This window comes from Thalassotalea sp. Y01 (genome assembly GCF_012932945.1).
Taxonomy (GTDB): Bacteria; Pseudomonadota; Gammaproteobacteria; order Enterobacterales; family Alteromonadaceae; genus Thalassotalea_A.
The window spans coordinates 388,116-407,213 of the sequence record NZ_JABBXG010000001.1 but is presented as its reverse complement, the minus strand read 5'-3'; the positions used below and the strand labels follow the sequence as shown (position 1 = coordinate 407,213).

Sequence of the window (19,098 nt, the reverse complement as noted above, 5' to 3'; positions counted from 1 at the left end):
TACCAGCGCATATGCCGATAGAGATCGCTTTAAAAATGTGAGATTGCCAAAAATAACCATTGAGTTGATGTCGTCAAATCCTGACGTTATTATTTTACGTTCCTTGTTATATCATAAACAAAAACGATCACCGAAGTGATCATTTTTTTAATAACTTTGCTGAGCAGGGCAGATTAGCTTGCTCGACGAATGCGCTCTTGTTGCTCATCATCATTGTCTGGCACATCGTCCGGGTCGTCTATGTTGATGCAAACCGCACTGTCTATACCTTGCTGTTTTTCTATTGCTTTAACATCACCCGCTAACAAGGTTTGTAACTCGGCTACTGATAGACCGTGTTTGCTAGCCAGTTGTGCGATGCCTTGCTGATCTGTGTTGCTTAGCGTCGCGTCACTGGCCAGTTCGGCTAATATATCAATTAAACTTGCCATCTTAACTCCTTTTTGTTGTTGGTTTTAAAGGCAAATTCTATCTTGCGATGGTTTTTATCTTTTTACAACAGCTATTTACGCAAATCTGTTAAGTTTATTATTAAGCTAGATGCCGACCCTTACGAGTCGTTGGTTATGGACGTTAATGATTGCTTCAATTTGCTTTTATCAAGAGATAACAGCCGTTTTTCAATGATTTCATCTTTGCGCATCTTGTATATAGGCGTCACTACTAAGGTTGACTCGGGGTATAGTTTCACATCGAGCAAGTGATGCAATGGTATGTGTTCGATACGGGGCTGCTCAGTGGCAATGGTCGCGGCTTGATAAATGATGATAGGGTGATCGTCTGGGTAATTACGCTGCAGCACCTCAATAAGCAATGCGCGATATTCTTTATCTGTGGCGAACTTAGTGAGTCGGGTGTCACCAATCACACTAACTTGCCATAACAACAAGTAGGCACTGGTGTCAATTTGTTTGCGATAACGGATAAATTGACTGGCCTCAAAACTGGCGCTGCCCGTGCGTCCGGGATCGATTCCGCAATCTGCTATCAGACAATCTTCAGCACTGATGCCAGGCAGCATTTTCGCTTGGTAACCTTCTTCTTTGGCTTGGGCGATGGCTTTATGACTTGGGGTAACAAATACGCCTGGATGACCATAAAAAGCGGCAACGACTTTTTTGCCCGCGCGCACTGGCTCCAGCAATGCGTGCTGCATTTGCTGATAACTGAGAGAGCGAGGTTTTCCTTGCTGGTAATAAGATTGCAAATCAATGATATTACTGTTGATACCAAGCAGCCATTGTTTCATTAAGCCGGTATTGCCAAGGCTGAAGACAACATCGGCCTGTTCAATGTGACTACGGGCGATTGGCGTTAAGTGAGCCCCGAGGGTTATCCCTACACCGACACAGGTTAACGTGCCGTTTTTATTTGATGTCATGGTAATACACTAAATTATCGATTGAATTAAGTTTTATGCCGCTAATTTTTGTCGAGCTAATTTGTATCGAGCTAAGTAAGAAACTACCCTAAAGCAAATTGATATGCCAGCCAATATGGTGTTTTAAAATATGTGGGTGGCTATCGTCACGGCTGAGCGTTTCTAATGCCTGCCGTTCAAATAAGGATTGCAAAAACCTTATCGTCACCATGTTGTGTTTATCTGTTTGCGTAAGCAGACTGTGCAGTTGCAGAGAGTGTTTGGCAAAAGCAATACTGGCGATCAAGGCTTCGGCTGCAATACCTTGGCCTTGAAATGACGGGCTAATCATAATGCCCCACTCAACCCCTGATCGGGTTTTACTCCAGCTAAAGGTTAAGATACCGACTGACTGGGTGCGGTCGGTTATCACATATTGCAACACCCGTTTATTGCCTTGCTTTTGCAAGAGTATGTCGAATCTGTGTTGCACCTGCTCGGCTGTCATAGGTCCTCCCATATAGCGCATCACTTCAGGGCAAGTGTAGAGCTGCTGATAGAAGGTTATGTCGTTATTGTTAATAAGGCGCATAACAAAACGCTGACTTGAAAATGACGTCAGCGTTTTTGATTGGTGATAATTTGTTTGTTGCTTTGTCACTAGTGAATTAGGCGAGCGCGAATCGTGCCATCGATTTGGCGTAATTCTTTTAACGCCATTTCACTGTCTGTTGCTTCGACATCAATCACCACATAACCAATTTGATCATCGGTCTGTAGATACTGCGCATTGATGTTAATATCGCGCTCAGCAAAGGCACGAGTGATTTGGTTCAATATACCTGGTTGGTTTTTATGGATATGGAATAAGCGTGAGCTGCCGGTATGTGCCGGTAACGATACTTCCGGAAAGTTTACCGCAGACAAGGTTGAGCCATTATCTGAATATTTGACAATTTTACCTGCCACTTCACGACCGATATTTTGCTGCGCTTCTTTGGTTGAACCACCAATATGCGGCGTTAACACCACATTATCAAAACCGCGCAATGGTGAAATAAATTCATCGTCATTGGTTTTTGGCTCTACCGGGAATACATCAATAGCGGCGCCGCCAACTTTTTTGCTTTCCAGTGCTCCTGCCAATGCATCAATATCAACCACGGTTCCACGAGAGGCATTGATAAAAATAACGCCGTCTTTCATTTGTTCAAATTCTGCTTCGCCGATCATGTTTTGCGTTGCGCGGGTTTCAGGCACATGCAAAGAAATCACATCGGCGGTATTTAATAGGGTTGTTAAGCTATCAACTTGCTCGGCATTACCTAATGGCAATTTGGTTTCAACATCATAAAATTTAACGCGCATACCAATGTGTTCGGCCATAATGCCTAACTGGGTACCGATGTGACCATAACCAATAATGCCCAAAGTTTTGCCTCGAGCTTCTACTGAACCTGTGGCGGATTTTTGCCATACGCCACGGTGTGCTAAGGCGCTTTTTTCCGGTACACCACGAAACAGCAGCAATAATTCACCAAGTACTAACTCGGCAACAGAGCGGGTATTTGAAAATGGTGCATTGAAAACAGGAATACCGCGAATTTGTGCCGCTGGCAATTCAACTTGATTGGTACCAATGCAAAAACAACCGATGGCGGCCAATTTATCGGCGTGCTCAAGAACTGAATCAGTAATTTGTGTACGAGAACGAATACCTAAGAAATAGACCCCTTTGATCTTTTGTTTGAGCTCTTCATCTGTCACCGAACCTTTAAGGTATTCAATATTGGAGTAACCACTGGCTTTTAATACTTCAAGCGCCGATTGATGTACGCCTTCAAGTAACAAGATTTTGATTTTATCTTTGTTTAGTGATGTTCTGCTCATGGTCTCTCTCTAAGGTGGTGCTGCCGTGGGCCATTGGTTCAAGGCAAAAGGGCAAAATTTTATTTTTCTGGGGGTTAGCAACGCGATGTTAAAGGCCTTGCTAAAAAAGCCTAAATTAGCATATAGAGTTAAAACTCGAAAGTATTATTTTTTGTTGTCTTATAACCTGTTAGCAGCGGATGAGTAAGCTGTGTATGGAGAGGTAATTATCATCGGAAACTGTGTGTAATACCGTTTTAAATATCGATGAATTTATATGTGGTCGAATTAAATTCGATTTTGTTCGCTATCTGTTTATTCTTATTGTGTTTGTTAATCACCGCTAAGGCCCACTAGCAAAATCATATTTGGCCATAAAAAAGGTCGACATAGTCGACCTTAACACCTTAGCAACGCTGTAAGAGCTTAGTATTTGACGACTTTGGCGCCTTCGCTTGTACCAAGCACTAAGATATCCGCGGCTCGATGGGCAAACAAACCATTGGTTACGACACCTACAATGGCGTTAATGCTTTGCTCTAATCCTTTAGGATCGACGATGCTCATATTATGGACATCAAGGATGACATTGCCGTTATCAGTGACAACCCCTTGGCGATACACCGGATCGCCACCTAATTTAACCAATTCACGGGCAACATAACTGCGCGCCATTGGAATCACTTCAACCGGTAACGGGAAATCGCCTAACACACCAACTTGTTTTGATTCGTCACAAATACAGACAAATGTTTTGGCGACGGCAGCAACTATTTTTTCTCGGGTGAGGGCGGCGCCGCCCCCTTTGATCATGTGCATGTGCTCATTGATTTCGTCGGCACCATCAACGTAAACCGATAAATCGTCAACACTGTTGAGGTCAAACACGTCAATGCCATACTCGCGCATACGCTGGGTTGATGCTTCTGAACTCGAAACAGCACCTTTGATAGTGTTCTTGATTGTCGCCAGAGCGTCGATAAAGTGGTTAACGGTTGAACCTGTACCAACGCCAACAATCGAATCTGCTTCAACAAAGTCTAGGGCTTTAATCGCTGCGGCTTTTTTCATTTCATCTTGAGTCATCTGCTTTCCCAACTAGCATTATGTTTTATGGCCTAAATTATAACCTTGGTGTTCGCCAGCGTCATTAAAAAACTGTCAGGGTTATACATAAATGATTTCTGGTAACGGGATATCCCAATGTTCGCTTGGCACAGACTCTATTTGTTGGCATTGATGGGCAACACCAATTGGGTAGGGGCGACAAGCGTTTTGCTGTGTTTCGCCATTAGCCTGCTGCCATTGTTGGTGCCAGTTCTGCAACGTACGATCATAAAAGCCGCCCCCCATGCCCATGCGATTACCGGACAAATCGAACGCCACTAATGGCGTCAAAATAATGTCTAACTGGCTAATCGGTAACACGGCGTTTACCGCCAGTTTTGGCTCTGGGATTTGGTATTTATTATTCACCAGTGTGGTGTTTGGCCGATAATGCAAAAACAATAAATGCCCTTCAGAGAAAGGGTGCAATACGGGTAAATACAATTGCTTACCTTGTTGCCAACACCATTTAATAAAATCGTCTAAATTTAATTCGCCGTCAGCGGCAAGGTAAAGGGCGATGCTATCGGCTTGCTTGATACGGGGGTGTTGTTTGAGTGTATCGGCAATTGTTGCCTGCGCAATCGCTTGCTGCGCCGTGCTTAACGCTTGACGACGAGCCCGAATGAGACGTCTTATCTGTTGCCTGTCATTAGTCGTACTGGTCATCGATTCAATTGATCTCAATTCAACGGGTTATTCAATCTAGGGCATTGCTTCTGGTTTATATAAGCTGGCGTTATAACACTAGCTTAGCTCAAACACTTTCTTGACCAGTTTACTAATGCCTGCATTGGCTTGTGTGATACTTCCGGCCAACATGTACGCTGGTGTCGATACTACCTTGTGTCGTTCATCGACAATAAACTCATCAACCGGGCAATTAACATGCTCACCGCCCATGCTGTTAATAGCGGACGCGGTGTCCTCGTCATTACCTATGGTTAATTTTGTACCTTGTTGGTATATTTTCGGGATCAGGGCCGGTGAAATACAAATATAACCAACCGCTTTGCCGGCGTTAGCAAAGGCTTTACAGGCGCTTTTGACATCATCATTTAAGCGACATTCTGCGCCAGTAACGGCAAAATCAGATAGGTTTTTTGCCGCGCCAAAGCCGCCGGGTAAAATAAGCGCATCAAAGTCATTTGCATCTAACTCGGCTAAATCTTTGATTTCTCCACGGGTAATGCGGGCGGCTTCGGTCAATACATTGCGAGACTCATTCTCTGCGACCTCACCTGTTCGGTGATTAATGACATGCATTTGCGCAATGTTTGGTGCGAAACACTGGTATTTACCGCCTTGTAATTCGACATGCAATAGGGTTAAAACCGCCTCATGAATTTCGGCGCCGTCAAATACGCCACAGCCACTTAATATGATCGCGATATGTTTCATCGTTTGCCTCTTTTATTCATCTGTGTTGACTTTAACTAACGTCAGCTTAGCTAAATTAACTCTATCTTAGGGGATTTCGCGTTATTGATTATGGCTTATATTACACCGAATAACTGAGATGGTAACCGTAAATTTAGTCGCAATAATCGGGCCGCTTTGGCGCAGGCACGCCGCCTGTTGGTTGTGATTGAATTTATAAAAGATTGTCTTAGATAAGAGGTGGAAGCTCCCCAAGATGCCGTTTCCAACGTCAGCCCTTGAACACCGTGTGCTCAAGGCGGAGACCGTGTATTCACCGTAGGCTTCCCAATCGAAATGGGCATGCTCAATAGCAAGTACGGGGCCCCCTTAGGTAAGAATTATCGGCTCAGGGACATAGTTGAATTAACCAACACCCCAGGGAACATAACATCACCTGTAACCCTACAGCTGATATATTTAATTATACACAGACCGGAAGGTTTCCCAACCCATCCGTTGTATAAAAATGTAATGCGCGAGCATTTCATAAAAAACCGGCAGCCAATGGATAAATCAAGTTGATTGCAGACGGCGCGAACTTTACGGAAAATCATATTAACTTTCAATAGCTTTTTGCTATAAGTAATTAATTATTGGTGATATGGAGGAAAACGTGGTCAACACTGGTCGAAATGCAGCGCAAGTGGTAGTATTTGCCTACATTGCAATATTTTTCGGAATCCCACGGGTTGGGTGATAAGCACAAATATATGAGTGACAGCAATTCCTTAGATTTTCCTTCTGTTCAAAACGCACTTGGTGGTGAGAACTTTTCTGCGCATGCCTCAGAAATTCACGGTTTATTGACCGGTGTTATTGCCGCTGGCTTTGCTTATGAAGACGACAGTTACCTAACGTTTGTTAGTGACTTTTTCAATAATGGTGAAGGGTTGGGCAAAACCTTAAAAGACCTAATCAAGACCATGTACAGTGATATCTGGCAAGCGGTATTAGATGACAATTTTGGCTTTCAGTTATTGATCCCCGATGATGACGAATCGTTAATTGAACGTGGTCAGGCGTTAGGCCATTGGGTGCAAGGCTTTAACTTAGGCTTTGGTTTACAGCAAAAAGACAATAAAACCTTCTCTGAAGATGTGAAAGAAATCATTAACGATTTTGCCAACATTGCTAACTTGTCCACTGATTTGGAAGAGGACGAAGATACTGAAAACGCCTATTTTGAATTGATGGAATACGTGCGTATTTCAAGTCTGTTGTGCTTTGCTGAACTTGGTGCCAAACCGTCTCAGCGTAGCCCAAATAAAACATTACATTAGTTCGAGTCATTCGAACCAAAGAGTCAAACGAGATTTCCTGATGATGAAACATACACGCATTGAGGTGACGGAATTTGTTGAACGTCGCCAACGTGTTTTGGCAAAAATGCCAGACAATTCAGTCGCCGTTATTCCTGCCAACAAAGAAGTCACCCGTTCTCGAGATACAGAGTTTTTATTCTGTCAGGACAAAGACTTTTATTACTTAACTGGTTTCCATGAGCCTGACGCGTTATTGGTGTTAGTCAAAGGTGATGAGACTGAGTCGATTTTATTTTGTCGAGATAAAGATCCAGCGCAAGAGGTGTGGCATGGTCGTCGCGTCGGTGCGGAAAAAGCACAAGAAGCATTTAAACTCGATCATACCTATACGCTCGATGAGCTTGAGCAAGTGTTGCCTATGTATATTAATGGCACAGAGTATTTGTTGTTCGCACAGGGCGCTGACAAAGAGTTCGATAGCATGGTATTTGCCATTCTAGACATTTTACGCGCTGGCTTTAAACAAGGCTTTAGCGCACCGGGTACGTTGATTGATATTCGCCCAATCATACATGAAATGCGTTTATTCAAATCAGCCGCTGAAATCAACATCATGCGCGAAGCCAATGTTATTTCCGGTAATGCCCACAGCAGAGCAATGACATTTGCTAAACACGGTACCTTTGAGTATCAGGTTGAAGCCGAAATTCTTCATGAATTTGCTAGCAATGGTGCCCGCGCAGCGGCCTATGGTTCGATTGTCGGCGGTGGAGAAAATGCAACGATTTTGCACTATACCGACAACGATGAAGTGTTGATTGATGAAGAGCTGTTATTGATTGACGCTGGCGCCGAACTAAGTGGCTATGCTGCTGATATTACTCGTACTTTCCCTGTAAGTGGTAAGTTTACGGCAGAGCAAAAAGCTTTGTATAATGTCGTACTTGAGGCACAAAATGCAACCATCGCGGCGATAAAACCAGGCAATAACTTTGCGCAACTGAATAACATCGCTTGTGAGGTATTAACCCGTGGTTTGTATGATTTAGGTTTATTGTCAGGCGACTTGCAGCAACTTATCGAAGAGAAAGCGTGTAAACAATACTTTATCCATGGCCTTGGCCATTGGCTTGGACTTGATGTGCACGATGTTGGCGACTACCAAATGGATGAACACAAGAATCAATTACGTGCATTTGAACCGGGTATGGTTATGACCATTGAACCAGGCTTGTACATTGATGCTGAAGCTGAGGTTGGTGAGAATTATCAAGGCTTGGGTATTCGTATTGAAGATAATATTTTAGTGACCGCAGATGGTCACGAGAACCTAACCGTTAATGTTCCTAAAACGGTGGACGAAATCGAAGCACTCATGGCTGGTTAGTGAGTCAATGGCAAACATTATTGGCTATGAAACAATCGTGCCTGTGAATCAAGCAAAGGGATAAAGCATAGTGCAACAAAGCGAACACTTTGATGTAATTATTTCCGGTGGTGGTTTAGCTGGTGCCAGTATGGCACTGGCCTTGGCTGGTTTGCGTAATAGCCAAGGTGAGCCGTTGTCGATAGCGGTTATTGAAGCTGGTCGCATTGTAGAAAACCTCCTCAGTAGCTTTGATGCCAGAGTCATCGCATTAGCCAATGGCAGCGCTGCGTATTTACAGCAACTCGATGCATGGCCAGAAATAAAGCCACATGCAATGGCGATCAATAATATCCATATTTCAGATCGTGGCCATTATGGTAAAGCTCGATTATACAGTGATGATTACGACACCGACGCATTGGGTTTTGTGGTTGAGATGCAAGCCATAGGTAATGGCTTATATAAAGCCTTACGCCCTTATAACAATGTGCGCTTTATCGCCGAACACCGCATCACCGAAATAACTTGGCAAAAAAATCAAGTGGATGTTGAGCTACAACATCAAGCGGTTGCCGAACAGCTCGATAAATCGCAAAGTAGCAACACGCTATCTAAATCACAATATTCTAACGCTGATTGTTTGAACGATGCTTCAGCGACACAGACGCTAGGTCAACATATCAGCGCTCACCTATTGCTTGCTTGTGACGGGGGGCAATCCGTATGTCGACGAAAAGCGGCGATAGACTCAAGCCAATATGATTACCAACAAGTGGCAATTATTGCCAATGTCAAGTGTGATAAACCTCATAATGGTAGGGCATTTGAGCGATTTACCGACAGCGGACCATTAGCTATGTTGCCAATGACCGAAGACCGCTGTTCTTTGGTTTGGACGGTAAAACCTGATCAGGTTGAACAATTTCTGGCGTTAGATGACAACGGCTTTGCCGCACAATTACAGCAACATTTTGGTGGCTGGCTAGGCAGTATTGGTAAAGTGGGTAAACGCTTTAGCTTTCCGTTAAAACTTATCCGCGCTAATTCATCAATATATCATCGCATGGCCTTGGTGGGCAATGCTTCTCATACCTTGCACCCTATTGCAGGACAAGGGTTTAACCTTGGTGTACGTGACGTTAAACAGATGGCGTCATTAATTGCAAAGGCACTGGCAGCGGGGCAGGATATTGGTAACTTTGCCCTGTTGCAAGAATATTCACAGCACAGGCAAAAAGACCATGATCAAGTGATTTCCCTGACCGACTCAATGGTGCATTTGTTTTCCAATGATTATTTACCGTTAGCCATTGGTCGTGGCATTGGCTTGAAAGTATTGAATTACCTGTCGCCATTGAAGCAACAGCTGGCAAGAAAAACCATGGGACATATTGATTAAACTCGATATAGGCGCCATTGCAAGCCAACGAATTTTATTGGCTATTTAACAAACTAAACGATAACAAGGGGCTTGAGCAATAGATGCAACATTTTGATATCACCATCGTCGGCGGTGGAATGGTTGGTTTAAGTGCCGCTTTGGCTATTCGTAAAGTTTGCCGCTTAAGTGTTGCTGTTATTGATCCAAGTCCATTGGCTGATATTGGAGACGAACCTGGCTTACGAGTCAGTGCGATAAACGATGCCAGTGAAAATTTATTGCGTCAACTCGATGTGTGGCCACTGATCAAGCAGCAACGCCATCAAGCCTATAATCATATGCATGTTTGGGACAAAGATGGTTACGGTCATCTCGATTTTGATGTCAGCGATATGCCTGCGTTGGCAAAAGATAAGACCGATATCGGTCATATTATTGAAAACGATATTATTCGTCAGGCACTGTGGCAAAAAGTATCGCAAGACTCAGGTATCGCGATCATAGAAGATCGTATCAGCAGCATGGGAATGGGCGAGTCTGAGGTATTCCTTAGCCTAGAGAAGCAAGGACCACTACTTAGTAAATTGCTGATTGCCGCTGATGGCGCTAATTCTTGGGTGCGTAAACAACTCGATATTGCCGTCACGTTTCGTGATTATGATCATCACGCACTAGTGGCGACGGTGTCTGTAGAGCAAGGTCATCAAAATACCGCTTGGCAAGTATTTTTAGATTCCGGTCCATTGGCCTTTTTGCCTTTATATGAACAAACCATGTGTTCGATTGTTTGGTCGTTACCGCCTGAAAAAGCTAAGCAATTTACAGAATGTGATCGGGATAGTTTCAACAAGGCGATAACCGCCGCAAGCGATGGCAAATTAGGTCGAGTCAAACTTTTAAGCGAGCGTATTTTTTTCCCGTTAACCATGCGATTAGCGCGAGAATTTGTTAAACAACGAGCCATTTTTATTGGCGATGCGGCGCATACCATCCACCCATTGGCAGGACAAGGGGTTAACTTGGGGTTAGTTGATGTCGCTGCGTTGGCGCAAACTTTAGAGCAGATCTTAGCCCAAGGAAAGGATCTTGATGACAACAAGCTGTGGCAAGCATTTAGTCGCTGGCGCAAATCTGATGCCAGTGAAATGATGGCGGCAATGGAAGCGATAAAGCAAGGCTTTGCGGTACAAGACAAACTGCCAAAGATAATCCGCGGTGTGGGCATGTCGCTATTAAACCAGTTTGCACCGGTGAAACAACAGATGATAAAACACGCTATGGGACAACGCAGTGACTTGCCGAATTTGTGCCGGTACAAGCAGGATCTATAAACTAAGATGGGACGCGCTGTCGATAACTTGGCAGACAAATATAGCCACCCGTCAGCCTTACCAATAAAGCGCTACGGATACCCAAGTCTTCTCTAATGCACATCAGCCCGCATAAATGCACATAAACCCTCTTGAGTTCATTAGAACCCAACTGATTCTGCTGATTAATATCACCTCTGGCTTAGTGCCAGAAAGGATTAGTTGTAGCCGCGTACTGCGACTGAATCGTCTTCGTCTGTATAGAACATTGTCAATACCTCGCTATAAATAGCGTTATACATTTGAAAAATTTTACCAAGTCATTCGGCTGCTAATTAACGTCTCGATATAGAAGCTTACTGGCCGCCAAAGAATCACGTCGGTATAAAGCAAATAATAGGTCATAATCGGGGTCAATGCATTGTTGATTAAGTGTTAATTTGTTATTGATTGTAACCGGCTAAAATGATGGTGATCCAAGGTCTAATGCTGAGCGTTTATTGGCTACTGTAAAGCTGTGTAAATATCTTTGTTTATTTGTCACAGCGTCGTAAAATACATATTGAAAATAACTTAGCGCTGATCTTATAAATACATGTTAAAAACAAAAAACAGCCTGCTTCGCACTGGCGTCAGTGCCGCGTTGCTAATAATGGTAGCCGGGTGTCAGACGCCTAGTGCGATAGATCAGAGTAGTGAACAACTCGACTTACCTGAACAGTATTATTTTTACCAAAATACGGCGGTTGAACAGGCTGAACAAGAAAGCCTGCTGACTTTAAATTACTGGCTGGCAGAGCTTGATAATCAAACGATTGACGAGATGATTAATAAAGCGATTGCAAATAATCGCCAATTACAAATACGTCGCTTTGAGTTGGCTAAGGCAGAACAACAACTGATCATCAGTGGTGCCAGCGATTGGCCAGAATTGTCGCTAAATGTTGCTCAGTCGCGCAGTAAAAATATTATCAATGATAACAGCAGCATTAATAACAATGCCGAAATAAGCCTAGATTTTAGTTATGAGCTAGACGTCTGGGGCAAGTTGTCGGATCAACAAAAGCAAAGTCAGCTTAATTTTAAAATTGCCCAGGCCAACTATTCGCAAGCGTTAGCGGATCTCAGTGCAGAGATCGTTGCCGGTTGGTACCGCTTAGCCGAAGCGCAACAATTGCTTGAGTTATACGCTGAACGAGCTCAAAATCTAAAGAATAATCTAGAGCAAATTAAATCGTCCTACCGCTTGGGCCTAAACCAAGCACTGGATGTGTATTTGACGCAAAACGATGTGAGCAGTGAGTTGGCTCGTTTGGCTGAGCAAAACCAACAAGTGACTGAGGCCAGTAGGACTTTGCAATTGTTACTGGGTGAATACCCATCAGCGGCACTGAGCTCAGATGTGCAACTGCCGTCGGTGCAAATTTCCGCATACGCTGGCGTACCGTCAGAGCTTATCTCTCGTCGTCATGATTTAAACGCCAGATGGTATAGTTTATTGGCCGCCGATGCAGGACTTGCTGTGGCACATAAAAACCGGTTTCCACGTATCGCATTAACCGCCAGTACGGGTGATAGCTCTGATCAATTGGATAATCTACTCGACGGAGGCTCTCTAGCGTGGTCTATTATCGGGAATATCAGTCAACCAATATTTAATGCTGGTCGCTTAGAAGCACTAGAAGAGCAAGCCTTGTTAGATGTTAAGATCACCGAACAACAATACTTAGACGACGTGTTTCAAGCGTTCAGCGATATTGAAAACGGTGTGCATCGTCATCAAACCTTGTTATCTCGATTTGATCATTTTCAATATGCTCGCGAAAATGCGGTGGCTGCTGAAAAGCTGGCATTTGATCAATACCTCAAAGGTATCGTCGACTACACCACGGTATTGGAATCACAACGCCGAGCGTTTGATGCACAAACTCAGTTAATCCAGTTGAAAGCGCAACTGTTACAAAACCAGGTTGCATTAGCGCTGTCACTGGGCGGGTATGACGCCGAACAAATTACTAATGAACGGCCAAGCCCAGGCAGTAATGCCGTCGTAACCAATAGCAACGCAAACTAAATTTTACGCCGAGAATGCACAAATGAAAAAGATTGTTTTACCCCTTATGATTCTGATTGGTTTTATTGCTATCGCGGTTATGGTGCTCAGTAATCCACCGGGTTCGCAACGCTCAGGCAAGCCCCAGGTGGCGCAACTTAAGGTTGAGGCTCGTCAACTTCAAGCACAAGATTATGCCATTAGTGTGAGCAGCTACGGTGTGGTGAAACCGCGCACACAAAGCATGTTGTTTCCGCAAGTGTCAGGGCAAATAGTTGCTATAGATGACAGTTTTCGTGATGGTGGCTTTTTTGAAAAGGGCGACGTCTTAGTGCGCATTGATGATAGAGATTATCGCGCTGAAATGAAAATAGCTGAGTCGAATCTGCTGTCGGCGGAACAGGCGTTAAGCGAAGAAAAGGCTCGGGTGCAACAAGCGGAGCAAGATTGGACTCGCTTAGGTAACAGTGATCAAGCGCCTGATTTGGTCTTGCGTAAACCACAATTAATGGCGGCAGAAGCACAAGTCTATGCAGCCAAAGCCAGCTTAGATAAAGCTCGCTTAGCCCTCGAGCGTACTCGTATTATCGCTCCTTATACTGGGCGAATATTGAAAAAACAGGTCGATATTGGCCAAGTCGTCTCCTCTGGCAGCCAATTGGCAGAAATGTATGCTGTTGATTACGTTGAAATTAGATTGCCTATCAAGAACAGTGATTTGCAATATATGGTCCTTCCTGAAAGCAGTCGCTTGCAAAGTGCGTCGTTAAAAGACCAGCCACTGGTGCATTTTACCTCTGACCTTGTTGCCCAAAGTCAGTGGCAGGGTAAAGTCGTTCGAACCGAAGGCGCGTTTGATAGCCAGTCGCAGCAGCTTTTTGTCGTTGCCCAAATAGATGATCCTTACGGCCGTCGAATGGACGACAGTTTGCCAATTAAAATTGGTCAATATGTATCGGCAAGCATCGCCGGAAAAACCATAAAAGAGGCGCTGGTGATCCCTAATCGCGCCATTTATCAAGGCAGTTATGTGTATTTAGTGGAGCAGGGTAAACTAAAACGTCAGACAGTAAGCATTGCATGGCAAAACGATCAACAAGCGGTGATTGCATCAGGCTTGCGTGCAGGGCAAATGTTAGTGACGACGCCATTAGGGCAAGTAAACTCAGGCACCTTGGTTTCGATACTAAACAAACAGCCAGATACACAACAGCCGTTAGAATCGATTGCCAAAGGCAATGGTGATGCAATGCAAAAAACAGCTAAAGATAAAAAGGGCAACGTCATCGATGGTCTACAAGATGACTTTGGCACTTAGGGTACAAGGTAAGGAGTTTATATTATGATAGCCTGGTTTGCCCGTAATCATGTCGCCGCTAATTTGTTGATGCTGTCCATTTTGCTGGCCGGTATATTGTCGATCAATACCCGTATCCCATTAGAGGTATTCCCGTCATTTGAATTTGACGTGGTTAATGTTCAAGTGTCTTTGCGAGGTTCAACACCAGAGGATGTTGAACAGGGGGTTGCGATACGTATTGAAGAGGCTGTGCAAGATCTTGACGGTATTGAAAAGATCAGCAGTACATCTACTGAAGGTCACGCTGCTGTGCGTATTGAAGCACAAAATGGTTATGATGTGCGGGAATTACTCGCTGATGTAAAGTCTCGCGTCGATGCCATTAATACTTTTCCAGTCGATGCGGAAAAAGCCGTCGTATCCATGCTGCAACGCAAACGTGAAGTCATTGCGGTTACTGTCGCCTCCGAATATGGCGAACGAGAAATTCGTGAATTTGCTGAAACGGTGCGCGATGAGTTGTTGCGATTGCCGCAAGTCACCCAGCTATCGCTAGATGCGGTGCGTAATTATGAAATCTCTATTAGTGTTAATCAAAGCAAGCTGCAACAGTATCAATTGACCTTGTCGGAAATCTCCAGCGCTATCAGTAACAGTTCTGTTGATATGTCTGCCGGCAACATACGCACCGATGGTGGTGATGTGTTAGTACGCAGTAAGAATCAAGCCTATCGTAAAGATGACTTTGAAAACATCGTTATACGCACCAATACCGATGGCACACGTTTGCTGGTAAAAGACATCGCTATTGTTAACGATGGCTTTGATGAAAAGCCGATTCGAGCGCGTTTTAATGGTCAACAAGGAGCCTTGATTGAAATTTATCGAATTGGTAATCAAAGTGCCATTGATGTGGCCGACGCGGTAAAAAACTATATTGAGGTTAAGCAACAAAGCTTACCTGAAGGGTTTAGCATCAGTTATTGGGATGATGACTCGCAGATCGTAAAAAACCGATTAAACACCTTGATTAGCAACGCCCTACAAGGTGGTTTCCTAGTGTTGTTATTGTTGACGTTATTTTTACGTCCAACCATCGCGTTTTGGGTATCGCTTGGCATTCCTATTAGTTTTATGGGCGCGTTTATCTTCATGCCGTTTTTGGGCGTGACCCTTAATGTGATGAGTCTGTTTGGCTTTATTGTGGTGCTTGGCATTGTTGTAGATGATGCGATTGTTACCGGAGAAAATATTTACCGTCACAGTCAATCTGGAGCTAAGTCAGGTATTGAAGCGGCGATTAAAGGCACACAAGAAGTCGCGACGCCAGTTACCTTTGGTATCTTAACCACGGTTGCCGCGTTTTTACCGTTAGCGTTTGTTGATGGTATGCGTGGCGCTATTTTCGCGCAAATTCCAGCGATAGTTATCCCGGTATTACTGTTTTCTTTAATCGAGTCAAAGTTTGTGTTACCGGCGCATTTATCAAAATTGCGTTTGCGTCATGAAAAACAAGGTCAGTCGCGCTTTAGCGTATGGCAACAAAAGTTCGCCGATGGCTTTGAGAATGCAATTTTGCGTTACTACAAACCGGTTTTAGCAAAAGCACTCAACAATAAAGGTGTCACCTTGTCGTTGTTTGTGGGCGGTTTTGTATTGATTTTGTCTTTCATCGTCAGCGGTTGGATGAAGTTTGTATTCTTCCCTCGCATTCCGAGCGAAACGGTTCGAGCGAATGTAAACATGCCAATCGGCAGCAGTTTTGATGTGGTGGATAACTATACCGTGCGTATGGCAGATGCTGCGAAACAATTGCAAGACACGTACCGTGATGAAAATGGTGACAGCCTGATCCTGAATATTTTAGCCATTACCAAAGGCAGTGAATCACGAGTTCGTTTTGAAACCATTCCCGCTGAAAAGAACCAAACCGGTGTCGATTCACGTCAGTTACTGGCTGAATGGCGTGGTTTGATTGGTGAGTTACCAGGTGCAGAAAGTTCAACGTTTCGTGCTGAGATTGGCCGTGGTGGTGATCCTATAGATATTCAAATCAGTGCAACCGATTTGACTCTGCTTGAACAGGCTTCAGAAGATATAAAGAAGAATTTGGCGAACTACCCGACGGTGTTTGAAATCAGTGATACCCTGTCTAATGGTAAACAAGAATTGCAGTTGGAATTAACCAAGCAAGGACACGCATTAGGCATGTCAGTATCACAATTGACTCGTCAAGTTCGTAATGCGTTTTTTGGTGCTGAAGTACAACGTATTCAACGCGGTCGTGATGACATTCGCGTCATGTTGCGATTTCCATTAGAGGAACGCGCATCGGTTGCTAATCTTGCTGATATGCTGGTTAGCACGCCGGTGGGCGATAAAGTGCCATTGTCACATGTGGCCCGATTAATACCAGGTAAGAGCCCATCATCAATTAATCGCATTGATCGATATCGTACCGTGAATGTTACTGCTGATGTCGAAAAAGATAACACCAATATGACAGTATTAAACGCTGAGTTAAAACTGTTTTTAGACAATCTGGTACAGCAATATCCCGGTTTGAACTATACCCTTGAAGGTGAAGCTCGTGAGCAATCCGATTCGTTTGGTAGCTTGTTTTGGGGGCTGATCTTAGTGTTCTTTGCCATTTATTGCTTATTGGCGATCCCGTTTAAGTCTTACTTGCAGCCAATTATAGTTATGTCAGTGATACCGTTTGGAGCCATTGGCGCTATTATTGGCCACTGGATTATGGGCATGCAATTGACCATGATGAGCTTGCTTGGTTTGATGGCGTTAATTGGCGTGGTAGTCAATGACTCCTTAGTGTTGGTGGACTTTATCAACAAACGCCGCACCGAAGTGGGCAATGTGATGCAGGCGGTATTAGAAGCAGGTCAAGCCCGTTTTAGACCCGTTATGCTAACCTCATTGACGACCTTTATTGGCTTGATGCCATTATTGTTTGAAACCCAAACCCAAGCTCAATTCCTTATCCCTATGGCTGTGTCACTTGGTTTTGGCATTATTTTTGCGACCTTTATCACCTTAGTATTGGTGCCGGTAAATTATCTTATCGTCGAGGGGTTAAAGCGTCGTTTAGGTATTAAACCACTGATGCTGAATCAACCCGCTTAGCATTAGTGGTGTTAAACCAATATATAACGGTGTTCAGTCTAACTGAGCACCGTTTTTTTATGTTGATAATCATAACATCGGAAAATTACGATTAATCTGAATTAAATGTTGCATAGTTGTGCTTGGTAAAATTTAATTCGGGTGGTGTGGTTATTGTTGTGTTTTGTTTTAACTTTGACCATTTTAAAATTGATCGCACAGCTACTTTTGCGTATAATTTGCGACAAAATTTTTTAATGCTTTGGTAGCTGTAAGTTACCTGCTTCGTTTGTGTGGTGAGGCGTCACTTTAAAAACTTTATAAGACGCTTGTAACCTCTTGATAAAAGTGAATATTATGACAAACAAAACCGTTCTTCATGCCAAGCACCTTGAAGCTGGCGCCAAAATGGTGGATTTCCACGGTTGGGAAATGCCTATCAACTACGGCTCTCAAATCGAAGAGCATCATGCTGTTCGTAACGATGCTGGTATGTTCGATGTATCGCACATGACCATCGTTGATGTTAACGGTGCCGACGCTAAGGCGTTCTTGCGTCGTTTAGTTATTAACGACGTTGCAAAACTTGAAGTTGCTGGTAAAGCGCTATACACCGGTATGTGTAATCATCAAGGCGGTGTTATTGATGACTTGATCATCTACTTCTTCACCGATACCGATTACCGTTTGGTTGTTAATTCGGCGACTCGTGAAAAAGATTTGGCATGGATCAACGAACAAGCTAACGGTTTTGATGTTAGCATCACTGAGCGTCCTGAATACGCGATGATCGCGGTTCAAGGCCCACAAGCAAAAGCAAAAGTTGCAACCTTATTGAATGCTGAACAAACCGCCGCAGTGGATGGCATGAAGCCATTCTTCTCAGCTCAGGCTGGTGATTTGTTTATCGCCACCACAGGTTACACCGGTGAGTCTGGTTACGAAATTGCATTACCAACGGAGATGGCAGCTGATTTCTGGCAGCAATTGGTTGATGCTGGTGTTGCTCCATGTGGTTTAGGTGCTCGTGATACTTTGCGCTTAGAAGCGGGTATGAATTTGTACGGTCTAGATATGGACGAAACAGTAACGCCACTTGCTGCCAACATGGCTTGGACCATCGTTTGGGATGAAGAACGTGACTTTATCGGTAAAGAAGCACTTGCGGCTCTGCGCGAAGCGGGCAGCGAACCAAAGCTTGTTGGTTTGGTGATGGAGCAAAAAGGTGTTCTTCGTACCGGTCTTAAAGTGATCTCTGAGCATGGTGAAGGTGTTATTACATCAGGCACTTTCTCACCAACATTGGGGCATTCAATTGCCATGGCACGTGTGCCTCGCGCGGTTAAAATCGGCGATACAGTGCAAGTTGAGATGCGCAAGAAGTTGGTTGAAGTACAGGTTATTAAGCCAAGTTTTGCCCGTAACGGTAAAAAAGCGTTTTAAGCCTGTTTCGAACACGGTTTAACGTCAACAAAAGAATTGATTAAGCCTTTAACTATTATTTGTTTTAAAGGCTTTTCATCTGAAATTATTTGGCTAAAATGT

15 protein-coding genes and 1 other RNA gene are annotated in these 19,098 nt (G+C 44.0%); 8 read left to right on the top strand and 8 right to left on the bottom strand.

What is annotated here, in order from left to right; all coding sequences use genetic code 11:
* Positions 1-173: 173 nt before the first annotated feature.
* The 8 genes from HII16_RS01550 to ssrS form a co-directional block, all read right to left on the bottom strand.
* A complete protein-coding gene (locus HII16_RS01550; RefSeq protein ID WP_169126832.1) occupies positions 174-431 on the bottom strand; it encodes a hypothetical protein in 258 nt (85 codons plus the stop codon).
* Positions 432-550: 119 nt separating this feature from the next.
* Positions 551-1,381 (bottom strand): SAM-dependent methyltransferase, encoded by an 831-nt coding sequence (locus HII16_RS01545; RefSeq protein WP_169126830.1) that lies wholly within the window; start codon positions 1,379-1,381, stop codon positions 551-553.
* 88 nt (positions 1,382-1,469) lie between these two features.
* Entirely contained in the window at positions 1,470-1,952 is a 483-nt protein-coding gene (locus tag HII16_RS01540) for a GNAT family N-acetyltransferase (RefSeq protein WP_169126828.1), read from the bottom strand.
* Positions 1,953-2,020: 68 nt separating this feature from the next.
* A complete protein-coding gene (serA, locus tag HII16_RS01535; protein ID WP_169126826.1) occupies positions 2,021-3,250 on the bottom strand; it encodes a phosphoglycerate dehydrogenase in 1,230 nt (409 codons plus the stop codon).
* A gap of 405 nt (positions 3,251-3,655) precedes the next feature.
* Positions 3,656-4,315 carry a ribose-5-phosphate isomerase RpiA gene (gene rpiA, locus HII16_RS01530; RefSeq protein WP_169126824.1) on the bottom strand — a complete coding sequence of 220 codons (660 nt, stop codon included), beginning with the start codon at positions 4,313-4,315 and terminating at the stop codon, positions 3,656-3,658.
* Between the two features lie 81 nt (positions 4,316-4,396).
* Complete coding sequence (locus HII16_RS01525; protein ID WP_169126822.1) at positions 4,397-5,005, bottom strand: 5-formyltetrahydrofolate cyclo-ligase; 609 nt, start codon at positions 5,003-5,005, stop codon at positions 4,397-4,399.
* A gap of 78 nt (positions 5,006-5,083) precedes the next feature.
* A complete protein-coding gene (gene elbB / locus HII16_RS01520) occupies positions 5,084-5,737 on the bottom strand; it encodes an isoprenoid biosynthesis glyoxalase ElbB (protein WP_169126820.1) in 654 nt (217 codons plus the stop codon).
* A gap of 223 nt (positions 5,738-5,960) precedes the next feature.
* A non-coding RNA gene (gene ssrS, locus HII16_RS01515) (6S RNA) lies at positions 5,961-6,143 on the bottom strand.
* Between the two features lie 325 nt (positions 6,144-6,468).
* Here ssrS and HII16_RS01510 point away from each other — a divergent pair.
* The 8 genes from HII16_RS01510 to gcvT all read left to right on the top strand — a co-directional run bounded on the left by HII16_RS01510 (position 6,469) and on the right by gcvT (position 18,996).
* Positions 6,469-7,038, top strand: a complete 570-nt coding sequence (locus tag HII16_RS01510) for a UPF0149 family protein (protein WP_169126818.1) — start codon at positions 6,469-6,471, stop codon at positions 7,036-7,038.
* 40 nt (positions 7,039-7,078) lie between these two features.
* Positions 7,079-8,407, top strand: a complete 1,329-nt coding sequence (gene pepP, locus HII16_RS01505) for a Xaa-Pro aminopeptidase (RefSeq protein ID WP_248289467.1) — start codon at positions 7,079-7,081, stop codon at positions 8,405-8,407.
* Positions 8,408-8,477: 70 nt separating this feature from the next.
* The gene (gene ubiH, locus HII16_RS01500) at positions 8,478-9,788 is read left to right on the top strand and encodes a 2-octaprenyl-6-methoxyphenyl hydroxylase (protein ID WP_348981372.1); all 1,311 of its coding nucleotides are present in this window, start codon (positions 8,478-8,480) and stop codon (positions 9,786-9,788) included.
* An 83-nt stretch (positions 9,789-9,871) separates the two neighbouring features.
* Positions 9,872-11,101: an FAD-dependent monooxygenase gene (locus tag HII16_RS01495; protein WP_169126816.1), complete on the top strand. Its 1,230-nt coding sequence runs from the start codon at positions 9,872-9,874 to the stop codon at positions 11,099-11,101.
* A 574-nt stretch (positions 11,102-11,675) separates the two neighbouring features.
* Positions 11,676-13,154, top strand: coding sequence for an efflux transporter outer membrane subunit (locus HII16_RS01490; RefSeq protein WP_169126814.1), 1,479 nt, complete (start codon positions 11,676-11,678; stop codon positions 13,152-13,154).
* Positions 13,155-13,176: 22 nt separating this feature from the next.
* Entirely contained in the window at positions 13,177-14,451 is a 1,275-nt protein-coding gene (locus tag HII16_RS01485) for an efflux RND transporter periplasmic adaptor subunit (protein ID WP_169126812.1), read from the top strand.
* Positions 14,452-14,475: 24 nt separating this feature from the next.
* Positions 14,476-17,574, top strand: a complete 3,099-nt coding sequence (locus tag HII16_RS01480) for an efflux RND transporter permease subunit (protein WP_169126810.1) — start codon at positions 14,476-14,478, stop codon at positions 17,572-17,574.
* Positions 17,575-17,910: 336 nt separating this feature from the next.
* A complete protein-coding gene (gene gcvT / locus HII16_RS01475) occupies positions 17,911-18,996 on the top strand; it encodes a glycine cleavage system aminomethyltransferase GcvT (protein WP_169126808.1) in 1,086 nt (361 codons plus the stop codon).
* Positions 18,997-19,098: the final 102 nt, after the last annotated feature.